Source organism: Enterobacter sp. JUb54, from assembly GCF_014298075.1.
Taxonomy (GTDB): Bacteria; Pseudomonadota; Gammaproteobacteria; order Enterobacterales; family Enterobacteriaceae; genus Klebsiella; species Klebsiella lignicola.
Genome location: NZ_CP060418.1, coordinates 613,906 through 635,513, shown reverse-complemented (window position 1 = coordinate 635,513; position 21,608 = coordinate 613,906). Strand labels below are relative to the sequence as shown.

Genomic DNA, 21,608 nt, shown 5'->3' with positions numbered 1-21,608 from the left:
CCGCGCAGGCCCATTGGCTGTTGTCGATGATGCCAACGAAGTGGCATGCAGGTGCTATTTGTTTTTCGGATACAGCTCTTTGCGCTTATACGGTTCGGTTTCACCCGGCTTACGGGTCTTCAGCAGTTTGAGGATCCAGGTATATTGCTCGGTGTTCGGTTTGACGAAAATTTCCACCTCTTCGTTCATCCGCCGCGCAATCGTCCGATCGTCAGCCTCCAGCAGATCGTCCATCGGCGGGCGTACCAGCACCGTCAGGCGGTGGGTTTTACCATCATAGACCGGGAATAGCGGCACTACGCGGGCGCGGCAGACTTTCATCAGCCGGCCAATCGCCGGCAAGGTCGCTTTATAGGTTGCGAAGAAGTCGACGAACTCGCTGTGTTCTGCGCCGTGATCCTGATCGGGCAGATAGTAGCCCCAGTAGCCCTGGCGCACCGACTGAATAAAGGGTTTGATGCCGTCGTTACGGGCATGCATACGCCCACCGAAGCGGCGGCGAACGGTATTCCAGACATAGTCGAACACCGGGTTTCCCTGGTTATGGAACATCGCCGCCATTTTCTGGCCGCCTGATGCCATTAACATTGCCGGAATATCCACGCCCCAGGCGTGCGGCACCAGGAAGATCACTTTCTCGTTATTGCGCTGCAGCTCGTCGATGATCTCTTTGCCCTGCCAGTCGACGCGGGAGAGAATTCGTTGCGGATCGCGCAGGCCCAGCTCGGCCATCATCACCATTGCCTGCGGTGCAGCCATATACATGTCATCAATGATGGCTTCGCGTTCTTCTTCGCTTTTTTCCGGGAAGCAGTACAGCAGGTTGATCTGCGCCCGACGGCGCGAGCTCTTCGCCAGTCGACCCACCGCACGCCCGAGTTTCCCGAGGATCGGATCGCGAAACGCGGGCGGCGTCAGGGCGATACCGGCAAACGCAAAGACCCCTAACCAGGCACCCCAGTAGCGCGGAAGTAAAAAGGATTTCTCAAATGTTGGAATAAATTCACTGTTATTTTTTTTCGTTTCCATGCCCAGTCCACAGCTGTACTAATAAGGGGGGAATCCCGTAAAACGGCATATCGCAGCCACCAGGCCGTAACCCGACGTATTCTGGATATAGTTTAGCGATACGATGGGGAACCTACAAAAGAAAAAGCCGGTGCGCAACGGGCACCGGCTTCGAGTGACGATGGCTTAGTCAAATCGCAACTGCGGGATGACCTGTTTCACCTGCGCCAGGTAATCTGTGCGATCGGAACCGCTCAGGCCTTCTGTACGCGGCAGTTTCGCCGTCAGCGGGTTAACCGCCTGCTGGTTAATCCATACTTCATAGTGCAGATGCGGGCCGGTAGAGCGCCCGGTGTTGCCGGACAGCGCAATACGGTCGCCACGTTTAACTTTCTGTCCCGGTTTCACCAGCAGCTTACGCAGGTGCATATAGCGGGTGGTGTAGGTGCGACCATGACGCAGAGCGACATAGTACCCCGCCGCGCCGCTGCGCTTAGCGACCACGACTTCACCATCACCTACCGCGAGAACCGGCGTCCCCTGCGGCATCGCAAAATCAACGCCACGGTGTGGCGCGACACGCCCGGTTACCGGGTTCAGACGACGCGGGTTAAAGTTCGAAGAAACGCGGAACTGACGAGCCGTCGGGAAGCGCATAAAGCCCTTCGCCAGGCCGGTACCGTTACGGTCGTAGAACTTACCGTCTTCGGCGCGGATCGCGAAGTAATCCTTGCCGTCCGAGCGCAGACGCACGCCCAGCAGCTGGCTCTGCTCACGCTTGCCGTCAAGCATTTCGCGCGACATCAGTACCGAGAACTCATCGCCTTTTTTCAGCTTGCGGAAGTCCATCTGCCACTGCATTGCTTTAATCACCGCACTGACTTCGGTACTGGTCAGCCCTGCAGAACGCGCGCTGGCAACAAAGCTGCCACCGACGGTGCCTTTCAGCACGCTGTTGACCCAATCGCCGTTTTGCAGCTCACTGCTCATTTTGAAGCCATTTGCTACCCGGTTATAGGTGCGCGTTTCGCGGCGCGACATCTCCCAGGTCAGGCTCTGCAGATCGCCGTCGGCGGTGAGCGTCCACGACAGCTGTTGACCGATTTTCAGGTTACGCAACGCTTTGTCAGCAGAAGAGAGCTGGGCAATATCGCCCATATCAATGCCGTACTGGTTGAGGATGCTGCTCAGGGTATCGCCGGTGGAAACCACGTATTCATGGCCGTTGGCGTCGCTATCGGCTTTGTCGTCCAGCTCATCCTGAGGAATCGCCTCTTCTTCCTGCGGCGCCTGATCGATAGGTTCAGAAGCTTCCGGCAGCAGCGAGCGTATTTCGCTCTTTTCCAGCTCAATTGTCCTGACAATAGGGGCTGATTCCGGATGGTAGATGTAGGGTCGCCAGACGGCGACCGCTAATGTCAGTACGCTCAACGACCCCAGCATGACGCGGTGAGGTCGTGGCAAATTGTTGAATGCCTGAGTGACAGCACGGGCTATCTGTTGCACGTATTCACTTCCTCGTTAATCTCCTTTCAGGCAGCTCGAATACTGTTTCGCCAGTTGTTCCAGAAACTGCGGGTAACTATCTTTACCCAGCTTAATTCCTGTCCCTAACGGATCCAGAGTCCCCATACGCACAGAGGTGCCCCTGGCAACAGCTTCTATAACGGCTGGCCTGAACTGTGGCTCAGCAAAAACGCAAGTCGCTTTCTGCTCAACCAACTGTGTTCTGATTTCGTGTAAACGCTGCGCACCAGGCTGTATTTCAGGGTTAACGGTGAAATGACCAAGTGAAGTCAGACCGTAGTGTTTTTCAAAGTAGCCATAGGCATCATGAAAAACGAAATACCCTTTCCCTTTCAGCGGTGCGAGCTCGTTACTTACCTGTTTATCGGTCGCGGCTAATTGTGCCTCAAACGCGCTCAGGTTTGCGTCAAGCCTGGCTCGACTCTGGGGCATAAGTTCCAATAATTTATCGTGGATTGCAACCGCCGAAAGCCGCGCTATCTCTGGGGATAACCACAAATGCATATTGTAAATACCGTGATGGTGATCGCCGTCACTTTTTTCCCCTGCGCCATGGTCGTGGCCGTGATCGTCATCATCATCATCTGCCCCTTTCATGAGCAGCGGTTTCACCCCATCCAGTTGCGCAATGGTCACCTTTTTATTCGGCGCAATGCTTTGCGTCGACTTATCCATAAACGCCTCCATTTCTGGACCAATCCAGACCACTAAGTCTGCGTTCTGTAAGCGTTTTGCATCGGAAGGTCGTAGAGAATAATCATGCTCTGATGCGCCGTCCGGCAGCAGTACCTGGGTCTCCGTGACCCCATCGGCGATAGCGGAAGCGATAAAGCCCAAAGGTTTCATCGAGGTAACCACAGCCGCATTAGCGACGGAGGCGTGGGTGAACAAAAAAACGGCGCTAAGTCCAGCGCAAAGAAGCGTATTTTTATGTAACATAATGCGTCTAATCATCGTAATGAACAAGAAAGATGTGATATTATAACATTCACTGACTTGTGCAACTCCTAATTTGACATGACTAATCTTGTAACGCTGGAAAACGTCTCGGTCGCCTTCGGCCAACGGCGCGTACTGTCTGACATTTCGCTGACCCTAAAACCCGGCAAAATTTTGACCTTACTCGGCCCCAATGGTGCCGGAAAATCGACCCTTGTGCGGGTGGTTCTTGGACTGGTAGCACCGACCGACGGTGTTATCAAGCGCGAGAGTCATCTGCGCATTGGCTACGTCCCGCAAAAATTACATCTTGATGCCACGATGCCGCTGACCGTCAGCCGGTTTTTGCGTTTGCGCCCTGGTACGCATAAGCAGGATATCCTGCCGGCGCTGAAACGAGTCCAGGCCGGGCATCTGATTGAAGCCCCGATGCAAAAGCTCTCCGGTGGCGAAACCCAACGCGTGCTGTTAGCCCGTGCGCTGCTGAATCAGCCGCAGCTGCTGGTGCTCGATGAGCCAACCCAGGGGGTTGATGTGAACGGTCAGGTCGCCCTGTACGATCTGATTAACCAGTTGCGCCAGGAGCTTGATTGCTCGGTGCTGATGGTCTCTCACGACCTGCATCTGGTGATGGCGAAAACCGATGAGGTGCTGTGCCTGAATCAGCACATTTGCTGCTCCGGTACGCCGGAAGTGGTCTCCATGCATCCGCAGTTTATCTCGATGTTTGGTCAGCGCGGTGCGGAACAGCTGGGTATTTACCGCCATCACCATAATCACCGCCATGACCTGCAGGGGCGGATTGTACTGCGTCGGGGAAATGAGCGCTGATGATTGAATTACTGTTACCCGGCTGGCTGGCCGGGATGATGCTCGCCTGTGCGGCTGGCCCGCTGGGATCGTTTGTGGTCTGGCGCCGCATGTCTTATTTCGGCGATACCCTGGCCCATGCCTCTTTGCTGGGCGTGGCCTTCGGCTTGCTGCTGAACGTTAACCCGTTTTATGCGGTGATCGCTGTCACTCTGATGCTGGCGGCGGGCCTGGTGTGGCTGGAGAAGCGCCCACATCTGGCGCTCGATACGTTGCTGGGGATTATGGCGCACAGCGCGCTGTCGCTGGGCCTGGTGGTGGTCAGTCTGATGTCGAATATCCGCGTCGACCTGATGGCCTACCTGTTTGGTGATTTGCTGGCGGTGACGCCGGATGATTTGATCGCTATCGCTATCGGCGTGGTGATCGTGCTGGCGATCCTGCTGTGGCAATGGCGCAACCTGCTGTCAATGACCATCAGTCCTGACCTGGCGTTTGTCGATGGCGTGAAGCTGCAGCGGGTGAAATTGCTGTTGATGCTGGTTACCGCATTGACCATTGGTGTGGCGATGAAATTCGTCGGCGCATTGATTATTACCTCGCTGCTGATTATTCCGGCAGCAACGGCACGTCGCTTTGCCCGCACGCCGGAGCAAATGGCCGGTGTTGCCGTTGGCGTTGGGATGGTGGCGGTTACCGGAGGGCTGACCTTCTCGGCCTTTTATGACACCCCTGCCGGTCCGTCGGTGGTACTGTGCGCTGCGCTGTTGTTTGTCTTCAGCATGATGAAGAAAAACAGCGCCTGAACCCGCAGCTTTCCCCGGTAGCACTGGTGCTTACCGGGGAATTAATACTGATTTTTCCGGCCTTATGGCATCTCGGGTGGCGTGATGCCGAAGTGGTTCCAGGCGCGTACCGTCGCCATTCGGCCACGCGGTGTACGCTGTAAAAAGCCTTGCTGAATCAGATACGGCTCAAGAACGTCCTCGATAGTTTCCCGCTCTTCACCAATCGCCGCCGCCAGGTTATCCAGGCCGACGGGACCGCCAAAGAACTTATCGATTACCGCCAGCAGCAGCTTACGGTCCATGTAATCGAACCCTTCGGCATCGACATTCAGCATATCCAGCGCCTGAGCGGCAATGTCCATTGAGATGCTGCCATCGTGGCGCACTTCGGAAAAGTCACGAACCCGGCGCAGCAGACGGTTGGCTATACGCGGCGTACCGCGCGCGCGACGTGCCACTTCCAGTGCCCCTTCATCGCTCATTTCCAGCCCCATATGCCGGGCGCTGCGGCTCACGATATGCTGCAGGTCAGCCACCTGATAGAACTCGAGGCGCTGGACGATCCCGAAGCGGTCACGCAGCGGCGACGTCAATGACCCCGCGCGCGTGGTGGCACCAATCAAGGTAAACGGTGGCAGATCGATTTTGATAGAACGCGCCGCCGGCCCTTCACCGATCATGATATCCAGCTGGTAGTCTTCCATCGCCGGATACAATACCTCTTCCACCACCGGGGAAAGACGGTGAATTTCATCAATAAACAGCACGTCATGGGGTTCGAGATTGGTCAGCATAGCGGCCAGGTCACCCGCTTTCTCCAGCACCGGGCCAGAGGTGGTGCGCAGATTAACGCCCATCTCGTTGGCAACGATGTTGGCCAGCGTGGTTTTCCCCAGCCCCGGAGGACCAAAGATCAGCAGGTGATCGAGGGCATCGCCGCGCAGTTTTGCCGCCTGGATGAAGATCTCCATTTGCGAACGCACCTGCGGTTGCCCGACATATTCTGCCAGCAATTTAGGGCGGATTGCGCGATCGGCCGACTCTTCAAACCCGGTGCTGTCTGCCGATACCAGCCTGTCTGCTTCAATCATCCCTTACCTCACAACGCGGCGCGGAGCGCTTCGCGAATTAGCGTTTCACTGTTGGCATCCGGACGGGCGATTTTGCTCACCATCCGGCTGGCCTCTTGAGGTTTATAGCCCAGCGCCACCAGCGCAGCAACCGCTTCCTGCTCGGCGTCATCATCAGACGGACCGGCCGGCGAAGTCAGCACCAGATCGGCGGCTGGCGTAAACAGGTCGCCATGCAGGCCTTTAAAGCGATCTTTCATTTCGACGATCAGGCGCTCTGCGGTTTTCTTACCGATGCCCGGCAGTTTCACCAGCGCCGCCAGCTCTTCGCGTTCGACGGCGTTGACAAACTGCTGCGCCGACATGCCGGAGAGGATCGCCAGCGCCAGTTTTGGCCCGACGCCGTTGGTTTTAATCAGTTCTTTAAACAGGGTGCGCTCCTGTTTGTTATTAAAGCCATACAGAAGCTGCGCATCTTCGCGAACGACAAAGTGGGTAAAGACGATAGCCTCGTTGCCCACTTCCGGCAGTTCATAAAAACAGGTCATCGGCATATGAACTTCATAGCCCACGCCTCCCGTTTCCAGTAAGACCAGCGGGGGTTGTTTTTCGAGAACGATGCCTCTGAGTCTGCCTATCACATGGTGCTCCTGCGTTAAGGGCTAAAGTATCTGCGGTATCATAAAAAAAGGCTGGATAAATATCCAGCCTGATTTGAGGTTATCGTAGGCGTCCACGCGCCAGATTGAGCCGCGTCTCGCTGATTTGAGCCGCATTCTGACTGACGTGGCAGTGGGTAATGGCAATCGCCAGGGCATCCGCCGCATCCGCCTGGGGATTGGCGGGAAGCTTAAGCAACGTGCGCACCATGTGCTGCACCTGACTCTTTTCCGCGCTACCGATACCTACCACGGTTTGCTTCACCTGTCGCGCGGCATACTCAAAGACCGGCAGGTCCTGATTTGTCGCCGCAACAATCGCCACACCGCGTGCCTGCCCCAGCTTCAACGCTGAGTCGGCGTTTTTCGCCATAAACACCTGTTCAATGGCGAAATAATCCGGCTGGAACTGGGTGATGATTTCCGTCACGCCAGCATAAATCAGCTTCAGTCGCGACGGCAGGTCGTCAACTTTGGTGCGGATACAGCCGCTGCCAAGGTAACTTAACTGCCGCCCGACCTGGCGGATAACGCCATAGCCGGTGATGCGCGAGCCCGGGTCAATGCCGAGAATAATAGCCATCACGCCTCTCCGGTAATAACTAACTCCTGAGATCCTGAATATTTCAGTTCACAGCCAGACGACCACCCGGCGAATCCCCTGCAACGTAGATTAACTACGTGACCGGGGACAACGAGGAGAGCCGACACCGCTGTGGGCTGAAAGATTACGGGAATCACAGCGTTGCGGCGACCTCATCAGAGATCTCGCCGTTGTGATACACTTCCTGCACGTCGTCGCAATCTTCCAGCATATCGATCAGACGCAGCAGTTTCGGCGCGGTTTCCGCATCCATATCGGCTTTCGTCGATGGGATCATGGAGACTTCCGCAGCGTCCGCTTTCAGCCCAGCGGCTTCCAGCGCGTCACGTACGCTACCCATCTCTTCCCATGCGGTATAGACGTCGATCGCGCCGTCGTCATAGGTCACCACGTCTTCAGCACCGGCTTCCAGCGCCGCTTCCATGATCACGTCTTCATCGCCAGCTTCAAAAGAGATAACCCCTTTTTTGCTAAACAGATAGGCCACGGAACCATCGGTGCCAAGATTGCCGCCGGTTTTGGTGAACGCGTGACGCACTTCGGCAACGGTACGGTTGCGGTTATCACTCAGACATTCAACCATGACCGCGGTGCCGCCAGGGCCGTAACCTTCATAGATGATGGTTTCCATGTTCGCGTCGTCATCGCCACCGACACCACGCGCGATCGCACGGTTCAGGGTGTCACGCGTCATGTTGTTGGACAGCGCTTTATCGACAGCCGCGCGCAGACGTGGGTTAGAGGCGATGTCGCCGCCGCCCAGACGTGCAGCGGTAACCAGCTCACGAATGATTTTAGTAAAGATCTTACCGCGCTTCGCATCCTGTGCTGCTTTGCGGTGCTTGGTGTTGGCCCATTTACTGTGACCTGCCATAAATAATATCTCCAAAAAAGCCTTTTCCCGACCGCTAAAAGTCCGGGGAAAATTAGTTGGCGTTAATTACAAATTCTTCAATCGCCTGCCGGTTGCTCCACGACTTGGTTAATGCGGCGGCTTCCGTCGCATTAACCCAGCGGTAATCCAGGTGCTCAGTAAAGACAATCTGGCGTTCATGCGGGAGCGCAAGACTGAACCAATATTCAGTATTGCGCTCAACGCCCGGCGCGTAGCGATGACGTAAATGCGAAAATATTTCGAAATCCACCGTGCGCTGACAGTCAATTAAGGTCAGTTGCTCGTGAGCAACGTCAATTGCGACCTCTTCCTTTACTTCACGCACGGCGGCTTGCGCTGCGCTCTCCCCCGCTTCCAGACTGCCGGTAACCGACTGCCAGAAAGCAGGATCGTCGCGTCGCTGCAACATCAGCACCCGCTTTGTATCTTCGGCATAAATGACCACCAGAACAGAAACGGGAAGCTTGAATGACATCTTACTTATTCTCCGGAGACTCTTTTGTCTCTTTCGCCACAACCTGGATACCTAACTCACCCAGAGACGCAGGATTCGCGAAGCTCGGCGCTTCCGTCATCAGACAGGCCGCTGCCGTGGTTTTCGGGAAGGCGATAACGTCACGGATGTTGTCGGTACCGGTCAGCAGCATGGTCAGACGGTCCAGACCGAAGGCCAGGCCGGCGTGCGGCGGAGTGCCGTACTTCAGGGCGTCGAGCAGGAAGCCAAACTTCTCACGCTGTTCTTGTTCATTAATGCCAAGAATGCCGAAGACGGTCTGCTGCATGTCGCCGCTGTGAATACGTACGGAACCGCCGCCCACTTCGTAGCCGTTGATAACCATATCGTAAGCGTTCGCAATCGCGGTTTCCGGTGCCGCTTTCAGTTCGTCCGCGGTCATGTCTTTCGGCGAGGTGAACGGGTGGTGCATCGCGGTCAGGCCGCCTTCACCATCGTCTTCGAACATCGGGAAGTCGATAACCCACAGCGGCGCCCATTTGGCTTCGTCGGTGATGCTCAGGTCTTTACCCAGCTTCAGACGCAGCGCGCCTAGCGCATCGGCAACCACTTTCTTGTTGTCGGCGCCGAAGAAAATCATGTCGCCATCCTGAGCCGCGGTACGCTCAAGGATTGCTTCAACGATCTCAGCGTTGAGGAATTTCGCCACCGGGCTGTTGATGCCTTCGAGGCCTTTCGCGCGCTCGTTGACTTTCATGTAGGCCAGGCCTTTGGCGCCGTAGATCTGCACGAACTTGCCGTATTCATCAATCTGCTTACGGGTCAGTGCAGCCCCACCCGGAACGCGCAGCGCGGCAACGCGGCCTTTGGCGTCGTTCGCCGGGCCGGAGAAGACCGCAAACTCAACCGCTTTCACCAGATCGGCAATATCGACCAGCTCCATCGGGTTACGCAGATCCGGTTTATCAGAACCGTAACGGCGCTCGGCTTCGGCAAAGGTCATGATCGGGAACGCGCCCAGATCGACACCTTTGACGTCCAGCCACAGTTGATGCACCAGCGCTTCCATCACTTCACGCACCTGCGGCGCGGTCATAAAGGAAGTCTCGACGTCGATCTGGGTGAATTCCGGCTGGCGGTCAGCACGCAGGTCTTCGTCACGGAAGCATTTTACGATCTGATAGTAGCGGTCAAAACCGGACATCATCAGCAACTGTTTGAACAGCTGCGGAGACTGCGGCAGCGCGTAGAATTTTCCTTTATGAACGCGGGACGGCACCAGGTAATCACGCGCGCCTTCCGGCGTGGCTTTGGTCAGCATCGGCGTTTCGATGTCGAGGAAGCCGTGATCGTCCATAAAGCGACGCACGAAGCTGGTGATTTTGGCGCGCGTCTTCAGGCGATTAGCCATTTCCGGACGACGCAGGTCGAGATAGCGGTACTTCAGACGCGCTTCTTCGGTGTTAACGTGGTTGGAATCCAGCGGCAGTGATTCTGAACGGTTGATGATAACCAGGTCAGACGCCAGCACTTCGATTTCGCCGGTCGCCATATCGGCGTTGACGTTTTTCGCATCACGCGCACGCACGGTGCCGGTGACTTTAATGCAAAACTCATTACGCAGTTCGGAAGCCAGCTTTAAGGCTTCGGCCGTGTCCGGATCGAAGAACACCTGCACGATGCCTTCGCGGTCACGCATATCGATGAAGATAAGGCTGCCGAGGTCACGGCGGCGGTTGACCCAACCACACAGAGTCACCTGCTGCCCGACGTGGGACTGACGCAGCTGCCCGCAATATTCTGTACGCATGAGATATCCCTTAACTTAGCCGCAGGCGGATTGTTGCCTGCCTCGCAGGCGACGGAGTCGCAGCTTTAGCTGAATGTCACAACTGAATGTGTCACAACTGAATGAAAAAAGGCGGTCATTATAATGGAATTTCCGCCGCACGATAAGCCCGACGCAGTTTGTACGCTGCTTTGCTGTACGCTTATTGTCCGTGCTCACAAAAATTAACAATAATTGTTAGCCAAAAGCGCGTTCGGCAACGGTATTGTAACGGGCAAACGACATAACAAGATACGGGGTTACCATGTTAGAACTCAATGCGAAAAAAACCGCTCTCGTTGCCATCGACCTGCAGGAAGGCATTCTGCCTTTTGCCGGTGGGCCACACCGCGCTGAGGACGTCGTTACGCGTTCAGCCCGCCTGGCGGAAAAATGCCGTGAGCTGGGAGCGCCGGTGATTCTGGTGCGCGTTGGCTGGTCCAATGATTTCGCCGAAGCGCTGAAGCAACCGGTTGACGCCCAGACCGGCGCACACGCGCTGCCGGAGAACTGGTGGAGCTGGCCGGCTGCATTAGGCAAACAGGACAGTGATATTGAGGTCACCAAACGCCAGTGGGGCGCCTTCTATGGCACCGATCTCGAGCTGCAGCTGCGCCGTCGCGGCATCGACACCATTATCCTCTGCGGTATCGCCACCAATATCGGCGTGGAATCCACCGCCCGTAATGCCTGGGAGCTGGGCTTCAACCTGGTTATCGTTGAAGATGCCTGCAGCGCGCCGTCTGCGGAACAACATCAGGGCAGCATGACGAATATCTTCCCGCGTATTGCCCGGGTGCGCAGCACTGAGGATGTCCTCGCCGCCTTATGATCTATATTGGGCTCCCGCAATGGTCGCACCCGAAATGGGTGCGGCTGGGCATCACCAGTCTTGAAGACTACGCTCGCCACTTCAATTGCGTGGAAGGCAATACCACGCTGTACGCCCTGCCCAAAGCCGACATTGTCAGCCGCTGGTACGAACAAACCAGCGATAATTTTCGCTTCTGTTTCAAGTTCCCCGCCACGATTTCACATCAGGCGGCCCTGCGAGATTGCGATGATTTAACCCTCGAGTTTTTTTCACGCCTGGCGCCGCTGGCGTCGCGCATTGGCCAGTTCTGGTTACAGCTGCCCGCCACCTTTGGCCCCACGGATCTGCCTGCGCTGTGGCAGTTCCTCGACAGTTTACCGACAGCGTTCACCTACGGCGTCGAGGTCCGACATCCGCAATTCTTCGCCAAAGGCGAGGCCGAGCAGGCGCTCAATCGCGGACTGCATCAACGCAATGTCAATCGCGCGATCCTCGACAGTCGCCCGGTACATAGCGCCATCGCGCGCAACCCGGCGATGGTCGATGCGCAACGTAAAAAACCCAAATTGCCGGTTCATGCCGTGGTGACCGGCGGCAATCCGCTGGTGCGCTTTATTGCCAGCGACGACATGACGCAAAGTCAGCGCTTGTTTGAATCCTGGCTACCAACGCTGGCCAAATGGCGCCAGACGACAACGCCCTTCTTGTTTCTCCATACGCCGGACATCGCCCAGGCGCCGGAGCTGGTCAATACGCTGTGGGGGGATTTACGCCGGACGTTGCCCGAGGTAGGCGATGCACCGTCAATTCCGCAGCAAACCTCTCTTTTCTGATATCCTGCTATGCTAATCGAAGTCATCGATGCCCTAAATAATTCAAGTTGCGTTGCCGCCGACAAGCAAGCATCTTGAAGGGTCGAAGGTATAAAAGAATAACAGGGAGTTTTTGGTATGGTCAGCGCGCTTTACGCGGTTTTGGGTGCGTTATTGCTCATTAAATTTTCTTTTGATGTGGTTCGCCTGCGCACGCAATATCACGTCGGGTATGGTGACGGGGGATTTAGCGAGCTGCAGGTCGCTATCCGCGTGCACGGCAATGCCGTTGAGTACGTTCCCATTGGCCTCATCATGCTGCTGTTTATGGAGATGAACGGGGCGCAGAACTGGATGGTTCACGTGTGCGGCATTTTGTTGATTGCCGGACGACTGATGCACTCCTATGGTTTTCACCACCGCTTGTACAGCTGGCGCCGTTCGGGAATGAGCGCGACCTGGTGCTCGCTGGTGCTGATGGTGCTGGCGAATTTGTGGTATATGCCCTGGGAGTTGGTTTTCTCCTTACATTAGCGCACAATACGCCGTTTTCGTTTTTTCGGGTTTAACGTTATGTCTCACCGCGATACGCTTTTTTCCGCGCCGATTGCCAGTCTCGGCGACTGGACCTTTGATGAACGGGTTGCTGAAGTCTTCCCGGATATGATCCAGCGCTCGGTTCCCGGCTACTCCAATATTATTTCGATGATCGGCATGCTCGCTGAACGCTTCGTCCAGCCCGATACTCAGGTTTACGACCTCGGCTGTTCGCTCGGCGCGGCGACGCTCTCTATTCGACGTAACATCGCCCATGCCGGCTGCAAAATTGTGGCGGTGGATAACTCCCCGGCCATGGTTGAACGCTGCCGCCGTCATATTGATGCCTATAAAGCGCCAACGCCCGTCGAGGTGGTGGAAGGCGATATTCGCGATATAACGATTGAGAACGCCTCAATGGTGGTGCTGAATTTCACCATTCAGTTTCTTGCGCCCGATGAACGCCAGGCGATTCTGGATAAAGTCTACCGTGGGCTGAACCCCGGCGGTGCGCTGGTGCTGTCAGAAAAATTCAGCTTTGAAGATAGCCATGTCGGCGAGCTGCTGTTCAACATGCACCACGACTTCAAACGCGCCAACGGCTACAGCGAGCTGGAAATCAGCCAGAAGCGCAGCATGCTGGAAAACGTCATGCTGACAGACTCCGTAGAAACGCACAAAGCACGCCTGCGTAACGCCGGTTTTGAACATGCCGAATTGTGGTTCCAGTGCTTTAACTTTGGTTCACTGGTTGCGGTGAAGTCCGGGGAAAAAGCATGATCGATTTCAGTAATTTTTATCAGCAAATCGCGAAAAGCCCGTTATCTCACTGGCTGGAGACCTTGCCTGCGCAAGTTGCCGCCTGGCAACGCGAGGCGCTGCATGGCAAGTTCCGCGAATGGGAGCGGGCCGTCGAGTTTTTGCCTGAGTTTGCCCCCCATCGTCTGGACTTGCTGCACAGCGTTACCGCCGACAGCGAAACGCCGTTAAGCGAAGGCAACCGCCTGCGCATTGAGAATCTGCTCAAGAACCTGATGCCGTGGCGCAAAGGCCCCTACTCGTTGTACGGCGTCAACATTGACACCGAATGGCGCTCCGACTGGAAATGGGAGCGGGTGTTGCCGCACCTCTCCGACCTGACCGGACGCACCATTCTCGACGTCGGCTGCGGCAGCGGCTATCACATGTGGCGGATGATCGGCGCCGGCGCGCATCTGGCGGTTGGCATTGATCCGACGCAGCTGTTTTTATGTCAGTTTGAAGCGGTGCGTAAGCTGCTGGGCAACGATCAGCGCGCTCACCTGCTGCCGCTGGGCATTGAACAGCTGCCGGCGTTGAACGCCTTCGATACCGTTTTCTCCATGGGCGTGCTGTACCACCGCCGTTCACCGCTTGACCATCTGTGGCAGCTCAAAGATCAGCTGGTCGAAGGGGGCGAACTGGTGCTGGAAACGCTGGTGATTGAAGGGGATGAAAATACCGTTCTGGTGCCGGGAGACCGCTACGCGCAGATGCGTAACGTCTATTTTATCCCGTCCGCCGCGGCGTTGAAAATGTGGCTGGAGAAATGCGGTTTTGTCGATGTGCGCATCGTCGATGCCTGCGTCACCACCACCGACGAGCAGCGCCGCACCGAGTGGATGACCACCGAATCGCTGGCCGACTTCCTCGACCCCAACGACAGCAGCAAAACCCTTGAGGGCTACCCGGCTCCGCTGCGCGCGGTGATCGTCGCGACCAAGCCAGAAACCCAGCAATCGCTGGCGAAAAAAGCGTCCGGGCGTAAATAAAGGCCAAAAAAAGACCCCTGTTGAAATTGCAGGGGCCTGGTACGGGCAATCATCATATTGGGCGACATGATGTGCAGCAAAAAACGGTTTAACTGCTCTGTGCAGAAATGATGTGCTTCATTTCTGCCACCGCTACGCCATTAACGGCATAGCGCGAATATTCATCTGCGTCGGCATCGGTCGACATCGACAATCCAGGATTACGAAAGCGCATTGGCGAAGGCACCCACTGCCCGGCCGAACTGTGCACCTCTTTGACTCCCGCCTGGAGGAACTTTTCCAGGTTGGCCGCTCGAACACCTGCACCAGCCATAATGGTTGGAGTATCGCCCTGGGCAATAAGTTCCGTAATTAATGAAAGACCTTTTTCAGCGCTGGATTGTTGTCCCGATGTCAGGATGCGAGCGACACCGAGATCGGCCAGCGCGCGCCAGGCTTCATGCGGGTTCATGCACATATCGAAGGCCCGATGAAAGGTCACGGCCAGCGGTCCCGCCGCCGCCATTATTTTTTTCATCCGCGGGATATCAACCCGCCCGTCAGGATCTAACACGCCGATCACCAGGCCGGGAAAACCGAGTTCCCTGACCGTCGCGACGTCATCAAGCATCGCCGCAAATTCGCCGTCGGTGTAACAGAAATCGCCGCCTCGCGGGCGAATAATCGGATGCACCGGGATCGTCACCGTCTGACGAACCGTTTTCAACACGCCCAGTGAAGGCGTTAAGCCCCCTTCCTGCGGCGCCGCGCACAGCTCAATGCGATCGGCCCCATGGCGCTGCGCCTCTTGCGCGCACTCCATGCTGTAGCAGCAGACTTCCAGTAACGTCATTCCCCTCTCCTTGCACGCTGCAGGCAACACAGCATGTCATGATTTATCGGTTCAAAAACCGCGTCGCTTCACACTGTCACGCATCAGATTGTTCACTGGCAACAATTTGCTCAATCGACCACGGATGAAATTTGATGGTCACCGTACCGTCGGTCACCGCCAGCGTCGGGTTCGGCAGTCGTTCGCGCTCCCCTTTCGGTGAGCTGGTTTTGACAAATATTCCCGGCTGCGCCAGCCCTTCGTCGCTGAGAAGCGCCAGCGCACGGGCATTCAGGGTTTGCGGCTCCCCTGGCAGCACGATCTCAATGTGCTCCCAGCCTTCATGGGGATAGCGCTTTTCGCCCGGCCACGGCAGTTCAACGATGTGGAAACGCCAGTGGGCGACGCTGACCGGCTCATCAAGTTTGAACAGGCAGATCGGGCGGCCGTTGATAATGTTTTCCGACAGCAAGGTGCCGCACTGCTCAAACCCGCGACGCCAGCGTTCTGCGGTGGCGTTTTGATGACAGCGCAACGAAATGTGGTCGGCATCCAGCGGCGTGATATCCAGCCCCAGTCGGCCAGCCAGGGTGCTTAACGCATCGAGAAAGCGCGGCAGATCCGCGGAAATATCGTCGAGTTCATCAATTTGCTGCCAGTTCGCCATTTTTAACCTCAATCCACGCCATAGAGCGGGTAATTTATCGCGTTTCCCGGCGGCGACCAACCGGGAATACGGCCGGGCTGTCGCCGAGTGGTTATGGATTAAGCACGCTGCCCGGTCGCGCGCGCGCGGTGCTGACGCATGGGCGCAAATGCAGTATACTCCTGCCCTAATTTGTCCACATTCCGGCGCCGCCCCGTAAGGGTTACCGCGCCTTAAAAGTAAGGTATTCCGGTGAATATTCAGGCTCTTCTCTCAGAAAAAGTCAGCCAGGCCCTGGTCGCAGCAGGTGCCCCTGCCGATTGCGAACCTCAGGTCCGCCAGTCAGCAAAAATCCAGTTCGGTGACTATCAGGCCAACGGCGTGATGGCGGTCGCGAAAAAACTGGGTATGGCGCCGCGACAACTCGCTGAGCAGGTCCTGACTCATCTCGACCTCAACGGCATTGCGAACAAGGTTGAAATCGCCGGACCTGGCTTTATCAATATTTTCCTCGATCCGGCCTTTTTAGCGGACAACGTCAACAGCGCGCTGGCGTCAGATCGCCTGGGCGTTGCCCAGCCGCAGGCGCAGACTATCGTCGTTGACTACTCGGCGCCAAACGTTGCCAAAGAGATGCACGTCGGCCACCTGCGTTCCACAATCATCGGTGACGCAGCGGTCCGGACCCTCGAATTCCTCGGCCATAAAGTGATCCGTGCGAACCACGTTGGCGACTGGGGGACTCAGTTCGGCATGCTGATCGCCTGGCTGGAAAAACAGCAGCAGGAAAACGCCGGGGAGATGGCGCTGTCCGACCTCGAAGGTTTCTACCGCGACGCGAAAAAGCATTATGACGAAGATGAAGTCTTCGCCGAGCGCGCCCGTAGCTACGTGGTTAAACTGCAAGGCGGCGACGAGTATTTCCGTCAGATGTGGCGCCAGCTGGTCGACATCACCATGTCGCAAAACCAGATTACCTACGATCGCCTGAACGTCACCCTGACCCGCGATGATGTCATGGGTGAAAGCCTGTACAACCCGATGCTGCCAGGTATCGTGGCCGATCTGAAAGCCAAAGGCCTCGCCTGTGAAAGCGAAGGCGCGACCGTGGTGTTCCTTGATGAGTACAAAAACAAGGAAGGCGAACCGATGGGCGTCATCATCCAGAAAAAGGATGGCGGCTACCTCTACACCACCACCGATATCGCCTGTGCGAAATACCGTTACGAAACCCTGCACGCCGACCGCGTGCTCTACTACATCGACTCCCGTCAGCATCAGCACCTGATGCAGGCCTGGACCATCGTGCGCAAAGCCGGTTACGTGCCGGATTCCGTACCGCTGGAACACCACATGTTCGGCATGATGCTGGGTAAAGACGGCAAGCCGTTCAAAACCCGTGCGGGCGGTACCGTCAAGCTTGCCGACCTGCTGGACGAAGCGCTGGAACGCGCCCGTCGCCTGGTGGCAGAAAAGAACCCGGATATGCCGGCCGATGAGCTGGAAAAACTGGCCAACGCGGTGGGTATCGGCGCGGTGAAATACGCTGACCTGTCAAAAAACCGGACCACCGACTACGTGTTCGACTGGGACAACATGCTGGCCTTTGAAGGCAATACCGCGCCTTATATGCAGTATGCCTACACCCGCGTGCTCTCGGTGTTCCGTAAAGCGGAGATTGACGAGCAAGCTCTGGCCGCGGCACCGGTGATCCTGACCGAAGATCGCGAAGCGCAGCTGGCCGCTCGTCTGCTGCAGTTCGAAGAAACCCTGACCGTGGTGGCTCGTGAAGGCACCCCGCACGTGATGTGCGCGTATCTCTACGATCTGGCGGGTCTGTTCTCCGGCTTCTACGAGCACTGCCCGATCCTCGCCGCCGAAAACGAAACCACGCGTAACAGCCGCCTGAAACTGGCGCAGCTGACCGCCAGAACCCTGAAGCAGGGTCTGGATACGCTGGGTATCGAAACCGTCGAGCGGATGTAAACACGGTAAAAAAACAAAAACCCGGCCAACGCCGGGTTTTCTTTTTGTCGGCCCGACAGGCGTTATGCCCCAGGCCGTCCCTTCCGCCATTCATCAGAAATATTTGCGCAGATACTCCGTCAGGCACAGGATCGCCATCGCCTGGCCGTAAGGCATTGAGGTCAGCGGGATCTCGCGGTAAAAATCGAGATTCGACCCCATTCCGGTACCAAACGACGTTTGCAGCAGCTCACCTTCCGGGGAGATATGCTTGACGACTCCGCGAATCGCCCGCTCCGCCACGGCGGCGTACTCCTGACTGACGTAGCGTTTGCGCACCGCTTTGAGAATACCGTAGGCAAACCCGGCGGTGGCTGAAGACTCCAGATAGGAATCCGGGTCGTCCAGCAGGGTATGCCACAAGCCGCTCTCGTGCTGGCAGGTTGCCAGCGCGGCTATTTGCGCGTTCAGGACCTGCACCAGGTAGCGTCTGACGGCGCTGTGCTCAGGTAAATCCACCAGCTCCAGGAAATCCGGGATCACCATCGTCAGCCAGCTGTTGCCCCGCGCCCAGCGCGCCCGGGCAAAGTTATGCTGGCCGTCATAGTTCCAGCCGTGGAACCACAGCCCGGTTTCCCGGTCCATCAGATTTTGCACATGCAGTAAAAACTGGTACACCGCCTCTTCCACGTACTGCGGACGATCGAGCAGCTTGCCAATTTTCGCCAGCGGCAGGACGGTCATCATCAGCGTGTCGTCCCACATCTGCTGATGGTTCTCCTCCGCCAGGGTAATGTGCTGCATCCCGCCGTGTTCGGTGCGCGGCATCTCATGCATCGCCCACTCTGCCCAGCTGTCGAGCCACGGCAGATACTCCGGCTTCCCGGTCTCCTCGTAGCGGTAGGCCAGCGTCAGGAACGGTGCCATGGTGTTGACGTTTTTGGTGGTGGCTCCTTCGGCAAAACGCTCGGCGAACCAGCGGTCGATGATCTCGCACATCGCGCTGTCCCCGGTCTGCTGGTAGTACTGATGGATCCCGTACAGCCCGACCCCGTGCGTCCATTCCCAACCGGCCCACCCTTTGGTATCAATCACCCGGCCGTCATCCAGGCGCAGCAGAAAGGTCCCGGCGTCGTCGCGAATATTGACCAGATTGTGCGTCACTTTCTGGATCAGCGCCTGCAGTTCATTTCGGGCGATAAAATGCTCCGGCTGACGCAGTAACGGGCTATGTTTGACAGGCCAAACCTTCATATCGTTAACCTCTGTTATATGTCGAATTCATTTCTGTACCCTGCTTAAGCGATGGCGCAGCAGGGTTATTGCGATTCAGATAACCAATATTGTTATTTCCCCACAGCGCGTCGTACGGCATCCCGGCGAGCATCTCCACCACCGCCCGGTCTTCCGCCGTCGCCAGCTCCGGCTGGGCGCGTCCTGACTGACGCATTTTGAGCGTTTCCGCCCGCAGCACGCTGTGTGTCGCCAGATTGAGCTTGAAGCGCAGTGAGACAAGGAAACCGCAGGCCAGCACCAGCAACGTCCCCACGCTCAGAATCAATAAGATGGTATGGCTGACTTCTTCAGGCTGAACTTTCTGCCCGGAGACAAAGCCGGAAAGCTGCATGATGATCCCCACCAGCATCACCGCTCCAGCCTGAGAGGCTTTGCGGGTCAGGGTCATAATCCCGGCGAAAATCCCCTCGCGACGCTGCCCGGTGATCACCTCATCGACATCCGCGATGTAGGTATAGGTATTCCACGGTACGTAGTTGATCCCGCCACGACCCAGGCCAGCGACGGCAGACACTAACAACAGCAGAGAGTAGACATCGCTCAGTCCGGCGTAGTAGAGCAGCGCGTAGGACAGCGAGCTCAGGCCGAACAGCACCACCACCATGCGATAGGACGGCGCGGGGCCAAAGCGGATGCACAGCGGGATCATGGCAATCACCGCAATAAACTGGAAGATAGCCATCGTGCCCAGCAGGTTGGATGCCATGGCAGCTTCCTGCATCAGCACAAAGACCACATAGTAGGTAAACACGGCATTGAAGACGTCCTGGGCGATATAGCCGCCGAGGTACATGCCTAAATGCTGACGGAAAATCTTGATCCGCAGCGTCGAGCTCAGCTCGATAAACAGGCGGTTAAGACTCTGAGCCAACGATAAATTGCGCTTCTCGTCTTCCGCTCGCAGCGCCGCTTCTGACCACTCTTCCCGCGGTCGTTCCCAGGTAAAGAACCAGACGAAGGTGAGCATCAGCGCGCAGAGCACCGAGAACACCAGGCTGGCGTAGAAAAAGGAGACCGCATTGTCCTTGCCAAAATGGGTCAGCAGAACGCCGGGCAGGAATGACGCCAGAATGGCGGACATCTGCGCCATGGAAATGCGCGCGCCGGAGAATTTGGTCTTTTGTTTAAAATCATCGGTCATTTCCGGTACCAGCGTTTCGTACGGCACCAGAATCATGGTGTAGACAATATCAAACAGCAGATAGGTGAGCAGGTAATACCAGAAACCCATGTCGCCTACCCACATGATCGAGTAGCTGAACACGCAGGGAATACCAAGCAAAATAAAGAACTTGCGTCGTCCAAAGCGCTTACCGAGCCACGTGGTGCCAAAGTTATCGGTCAAAAAACCCATCAGCGGGCTGATGACCGCATCCAGCACCCTCGCTGTCGCGAAGATCAACGTCGCTTCAATGGGGGAGAGGCCGCAGAAAGTCGTATAAAAATAGAGTAGCCAGGCCGCCGTCAAGGCGGTGGTTCCGGCCCCAAGGAAATCACCCGAGCCATAGGCAAGATAGTTAGCCAAACCGATTTTACGTGTTTTCATCGCCGCAAATCCTGTGTCTTTTTATTAGAGAACTTCGGTCCTCTTTTTGGCGCTGCCAATAAAGGAGTGGATACATGGCTACAGTAAAAGCAGCGACCAAGGGTTACCTTTCCCTTATTGCCAGCCCGCACCCATACATGGCAAAAATACAAAGAGTCAGCGAACACGCATCACCGATTTATAAAACATCATTTCTTTTATAACAAAATCAAAGACCATTAAGAAAAGTTGAAGCGCAGAAACGTGATTTCCCACGACAAGAAATTGTGTGACCCGCTGTGACGAATAGCCCTTGCGGGAGGGTTATAATGGGAGTAAAGAAAGTGTTGATGGTTGTTTCGCGTATCTCAAGGAGGCCTGATGCCGTACTCACACCTGTTAGTTGCCGTCGCCCCCACGCCGGAAAGCCGCGTGTTGATCAACAAAGCGGTGTCGATTGCGCGCCCGCTTGATGCCAAAGTCAGCCTGATTACCCTGGCCACCGACCCGGAACTCTACAATCAGTTCGCTGCCCCGATGCTGGAAAATCTGCGGGATTTAATGCAGGAAGAGACCCGGGACTTCCTCTCTGAACTGGCAAAAGAGGCTGACTACCCGATCGAAAAAATGACGATCGCCAGCGGTGAGCTGAGCCATCACATCAACGATTTTTGCCAGCAGTATCAGGTGGACCTGGTGATTTGCGGCAATCACAACCACAGTCTGTTTTCCCGCGCGACCTGCTCGGCAAAAAGTATCATTGGCAGCAGCGGCGTTGACGTGTTGTTAGTGTCGCTGGAAAAAGGCTAACGCCGGCGGCGTCAGCCCTC

Annotated in this window: 23 protein-coding genes; 10 read left to right on the top strand and 13 right to left on the bottom strand. The window is 56.4% G+C overall.

Going from position 1 to position 21,608, the window contains the following annotated elements:
* Positions 1 to 54: 54 nt before the first annotated feature.
* From lpxM to znuA, 3 genes are all read right to left on the bottom strand, one after another.
* Positions 55 to 1,029, bottom strand: a complete 975-nt coding sequence (gene lpxM / locus HF679_RS02835; RefSeq protein ID WP_123754909.1) for a lauroyl-Kdo(2)-lipid IV(A) myristoyltransferase — start codon at positions 1,027 to 1,029, stop codon at positions 55 to 57.
* Positions 1,030 to 1,194: 165 nt separating this feature from the next.
* Positions 1,195 to 2,514 carry a murein DD-endopeptidase MepM gene (mepM, locus tag HF679_RS02830; RefSeq protein ID WP_123754910.1) on the bottom strand — a complete coding sequence of 440 codons (1,320 nt, stop codon included), beginning with the start codon at positions 2,512 to 2,514 and terminating at the stop codon, positions 1,195 to 1,197.
* A 15-nt stretch (positions 2,515 to 2,529) separates the two neighbouring features.
* Positions 2,530 to 3,474 (bottom strand): zinc ABC transporter substrate-binding protein ZnuA, encoded by a 945-nt coding sequence (gene znuA, locus HF679_RS02825; RefSeq protein ID WP_123755506.1) that lies wholly within the window; start codon positions 3,472 to 3,474, stop codon positions 2,530 to 2,532.
* Between the two features lie 78 nt (positions 3,475 to 3,552).
* On the opposite strand from znuA, the gene znuC reads away from it, so the two are divergent.
* Together znuC and znuB are read left to right on the top strand one after the other, a co-directional pair.
* Positions 3,553 to 4,305 (top strand): zinc ABC transporter ATP-binding protein ZnuC, encoded by a 753-nt coding sequence (znuC, locus tag HF679_RS02820; RefSeq protein ID WP_123754911.1) that lies wholly within the window; start codon positions 3,553 to 3,555, stop codon positions 4,303 to 4,305.
* The gene (gene znuB / locus HF679_RS02815; RefSeq protein WP_123754912.1) at positions 4,305 to 5,090 is read left to right on the top strand and encodes a zinc ABC transporter permease subunit ZnuB; all 786 of its coding nucleotides are present in this window, start codon (positions 4,305 to 4,307) and stop codon (positions 5,088 to 5,090) included. The genes znuC and znuB overlap by 1 nt, the downstream gene beginning before the upstream one ends.
* Before the next feature lie 62 nt (positions 5,091 to 5,152).
* Here the strand turns inward: znuB and ruvB are convergent, their stop codons facing one another.
* From ruvB to aspS, 6 genes are all read right to left on the bottom strand, one after another.
* Positions 5,153 to 6,163: a Holliday junction branch migration DNA helicase RuvB gene (gene ruvB, locus HF679_RS02810; protein WP_123754913.1), complete on the bottom strand. Its 1,011-nt coding sequence runs from the start codon at positions 6,161 to 6,163 to the stop codon at positions 5,153 to 5,155.
* An 8-nt stretch (positions 6,164 to 6,171) separates the two neighbouring features.
* Positions 6,172 to 6,783 carry a Holliday junction branch migration protein RuvA gene (ruvA, locus tag HF679_RS02805; protein WP_123754914.1) on the bottom strand — a complete coding sequence of 204 codons (612 nt, stop codon included), beginning with the start codon at positions 6,781 to 6,783 and terminating at the stop codon, positions 6,172 to 6,174.
* A gap of 79 nt (positions 6,784 to 6,862) precedes the next feature.
* Positions 6,863 to 7,384 carry a crossover junction endodeoxyribonuclease RuvC gene (ruvC, locus tag HF679_RS02800; RefSeq protein WP_004864044.1) on the bottom strand — a complete coding sequence of 174 codons (522 nt, stop codon included), beginning with the start codon at positions 7,382 to 7,384 and terminating at the stop codon, positions 6,863 to 6,865.
* 154 nt (positions 7,385 to 7,538) lie between these two features.
* A complete protein-coding gene (locus tag HF679_RS02795; RefSeq protein ID WP_123754915.1) occupies positions 7,539 to 8,279 on the bottom strand; it encodes a YebC/PmpR family DNA-binding transcriptional regulator in 741 nt (246 codons plus the stop codon).
* Positions 8,280 to 8,331: 52 nt separating this feature from the next.
* The gene (nudB, locus tag HF679_RS02790; RefSeq protein ID WP_123754916.1) at positions 8,332 to 8,775 is read right to left on the bottom strand and encodes a dihydroneopterin triphosphate diphosphatase; all 444 of its coding nucleotides are present in this window, start codon (positions 8,773 to 8,775) and stop codon (positions 8,332 to 8,334) included.
* A gap of 1 nt (position 8,776) precedes the next feature.
* Positions 8,777 to 10,564 carry an aspartate--tRNA ligase gene (gene aspS, locus HF679_RS02785; protein ID WP_123754917.1) on the bottom strand — a complete coding sequence of 596 codons (1,788 nt, stop codon included), beginning with the start codon at positions 10,562 to 10,564 and terminating at the stop codon, positions 8,777 to 8,779.
* A gap of 283 nt (positions 10,565 to 10,847) precedes the next feature.
* Here aspS and HF679_RS02780 point away from each other — a divergent pair, with 283 nt between their 5' ends.
* From HF679_RS02780 to cmoB, 5 genes are all read left to right on the top strand, one after another.
* Complete coding sequence (locus HF679_RS02780; RefSeq protein WP_123754918.1) at positions 10,848 to 11,414, top strand: hydrolase; 567 nt, start codon at positions 10,848 to 10,850, stop codon at positions 11,412 to 11,414.
* Positions 11,411 to 12,229, top strand: coding sequence for a DUF72 domain-containing protein (locus HF679_RS02775; RefSeq protein ID WP_123754919.1), 819 nt, complete (start codon positions 11,411 to 11,413; stop codon positions 12,227 to 12,229). Before HF679_RS02780 ends, HF679_RS02775 begins: the two co-directional genes overlap by 4 nt.
* 117 nt (positions 12,230 to 12,346) lie before the next feature.
* Positions 12,347 to 12,742: an MAPEG family protein gene (locus HF679_RS02770; protein WP_123754920.1), complete on the top strand. Its 396-nt coding sequence runs from the start codon at positions 12,347 to 12,349 to the stop codon at positions 12,740 to 12,742.
* Between the two features lie 39 nt (positions 12,743 to 12,781).
* Positions 12,782 to 13,525, top strand: coding sequence for a carboxy-S-adenosyl-L-methionine synthase CmoA (cmoA, locus tag HF679_RS02765; RefSeq protein ID WP_123754921.1), 744 nt, complete (start codon positions 12,782 to 12,784; stop codon positions 13,523 to 13,525).
* Entirely contained in the window at positions 13,522 to 14,535 is a 1,014-nt protein-coding gene (cmoB, locus tag HF679_RS02760) for a tRNA 5-methoxyuridine(34)/uridine 5-oxyacetic acid(34) synthase CmoB (protein WP_187042587.1), read from the top strand. The genes cmoA and cmoB overlap by 4 nt, the downstream gene beginning before the upstream one ends.
* A gap of 88 nt (positions 14,536 to 14,623) precedes the next feature.
* Here the strand turns inward: cmoB and cutC are convergent, their stop codons facing one another.
* Together cutC and HF679_RS02750 are read right to left on the bottom strand one after the other, a co-directional pair.
* Complete coding sequence (gene cutC / locus HF679_RS02755; RefSeq protein WP_123754923.1) at positions 14,624 to 15,367, bottom strand: copper homeostasis protein CutC; 744 nt, start codon at positions 15,365 to 15,367, stop codon at positions 14,624 to 14,626.
* Positions 15,368 to 15,443: 76 nt separating this feature from the next.
* Positions 15,444 to 16,013 (bottom strand): VOC family protein, encoded by a 570-nt coding sequence (locus tag HF679_RS02750; protein WP_123754924.1) that lies wholly within the window; start codon positions 16,011 to 16,013, stop codon positions 15,444 to 15,446.
* A 231-nt stretch (positions 16,014 to 16,244) separates the two neighbouring features.
* On the opposite strand from HF679_RS02750, the gene argS reads away from it, so the two are divergent.
* On the top strand, positions 16,245 to 17,978 hold the full coding sequence (argS, locus tag HF679_RS02745; RefSeq protein WP_123754925.1) for an arginine--tRNA ligase: 1,734 nt from the start codon (positions 16,245 to 16,247) through the stop codon (positions 17,976 to 17,978).
* A 93-nt stretch (positions 17,979 to 18,071) separates the two neighbouring features.
* Here the strand turns inward: argS and HF679_RS02740 are convergent, their stop codons facing one another.
* The gene (locus HF679_RS02740) at positions 18,072 to 19,211 is read right to left on the bottom strand and encodes a glycoside hydrolase family 105 protein (RefSeq protein WP_123754926.1); all 1,140 of its coding nucleotides are present in this window, start codon (positions 19,209 to 19,211) and stop codon (positions 18,072 to 18,074) included.
* A 4-nt stretch (positions 19,212 to 19,215) separates the two neighbouring features.
* Positions 19,216 to 20,799, bottom strand: coding sequence for an MFS transporter (locus tag HF679_RS02735; protein ID WP_123754927.1), 1,584 nt, complete (start codon positions 20,797 to 20,799; stop codon positions 19,216 to 19,218).
* A gap of 74 nt (positions 20,800 to 20,873) precedes the next feature.
* On the opposite strand from HF679_RS02735, the gene HF679_RS24800 reads away from it, so the two are divergent.
* Complete coding sequence (locus HF679_RS24800; RefSeq protein WP_255417658.1) at positions 20,874 to 21,002, top strand: hypothetical protein; 129 nt, start codon at positions 20,874 to 20,876, stop codon at positions 21,000 to 21,002.
* Between the two features lie 157 nt (positions 21,003 to 21,159).
* Complete coding sequence (gene uspC, locus HF679_RS02730) at positions 21,160 to 21,588, top strand: universal stress protein UspC (RefSeq protein ID WP_123754928.1); 429 nt, start codon at positions 21,160 to 21,162, stop codon at positions 21,586 to 21,588.
* Positions 21,589 to 21,608 lie beyond the last annotated feature (20 nt).

Coding starts and splice junctions, on each gene's coding strand:
- HF679_RS02795 (WP_123754915.1), bottom strand. CDS start 8,279: ATGGCAGGTCACAGTAAATGGGCCAACACCAAGCACCGCAAAGCAGCA.
- ruvB (WP_123754913.1), bottom strand. CDS start 6,163: ATGATTGAAGCAGACAGGCTGGTATCGGCAGACAGCACCGGGTTTGAA.
- znuA (WP_123755506.1), bottom strand. CDS start 3,474: ATGTTACATAAAAATACGCTTCTTTGCGCTGGACTTAGCGCCGTTTTT.
- cmoB (WP_187042587.1), top strand. CDS start 13,522: ATGATCGATTTCAGTAATTTTTATCAGCAAATCGCGAAAAGCCCGTTA.
- uspC (WP_123754928.1), top strand. CDS start 21,160: ATGCCGTACTCACACCTGTTAGTTGCCGTCGCCCCCACGCCGGAAAGC.
- HF679_RS02770 (WP_123754920.1), top strand. CDS start 12,347: ATGGTCAGCGCGCTTTACGCGGTTTTGGGTGCGTTATTGCTCATTAAA.
- cutC (WP_123754923.1), bottom strand. CDS start 15,367: ATGACGTTACTGGAAGTCTGCTGCTACAGCATGGAGTGCGCGCAAGAG.
- HF679_RS24800 (WP_255417658.1), top strand. CDS start 20,874: ATGGCTACAGTAAAAGCAGCGACCAAGGGTTACCTTTCCCTTATTGCC.
- aspS (WP_123754917.1), bottom strand. CDS start 10,564: ATGCGTACAGAATATTGCGGGCAGCTGCGTCAGTCCCACGTCGGGCAG.
- znuC (WP_123754911.1), top strand. CDS start 3,553: ATGACTAATCTTGTAACGCTGGAAAACGTCTCGGTCGCCTTCGGCCAA.
- ruvC (WP_004864044.1), bottom strand. CDS start 7,384: ATGGCTATTATTCTCGGCATTGACCCGGGCTCGCGCATCACCGGCTAT.
- nudB (WP_123754916.1), bottom strand. CDS start 8,775: ATGTCATTCAAGCTTCCCGTTTCTGTTCTGGTGGTCATTTATGCCGAA.
- HF679_RS02740 (WP_123754926.1), bottom strand. CDS start 19,211: ATGAAGGTTTGGCCTGTCAAACATAGCCCGTTACTGCGTCAGCCGGAG.
- HF679_RS02750 (WP_123754924.1), bottom strand. CDS start 16,013: ATGGCGAACTGGCAGCAAATTGATGAACTCGACGATATTTCCGCGGAT.
- HF679_RS02775 (WP_123754919.1), top strand. CDS start 11,411: ATGATCTATATTGGGCTCCCGCAATGGTCGCACCCGAAATGGGTGCGG.
- lpxM (WP_123754909.1), bottom strand. CDS start 1,029: ATGGAAACGAAAAAAAATAACAGTGAATTTATTCCAACATTTGAGAAA.
- cmoA (WP_123754921.1), top strand. CDS start 12,782: ATGTCTCACCGCGATACGCTTTTTTCCGCGCCGATTGCCAGTCTCGGC.
- HF679_RS02780 (WP_123754918.1), top strand. CDS start 10,848: ATGTTAGAACTCAATGCGAAAAAAACCGCTCTCGTTGCCATCGACCTG.
- HF679_RS02735 (WP_123754927.1), bottom strand. CDS start 20,799: ATGAAAACACGTAAAATCGGTTTGGCTAACTATCTTGCCTATGGCTCG.
- znuB (WP_123754912.1), top strand. CDS start 4,305: ATGATTGAATTACTGTTACCCGGCTGGCTGGCCGGGATGATGCTCGCC.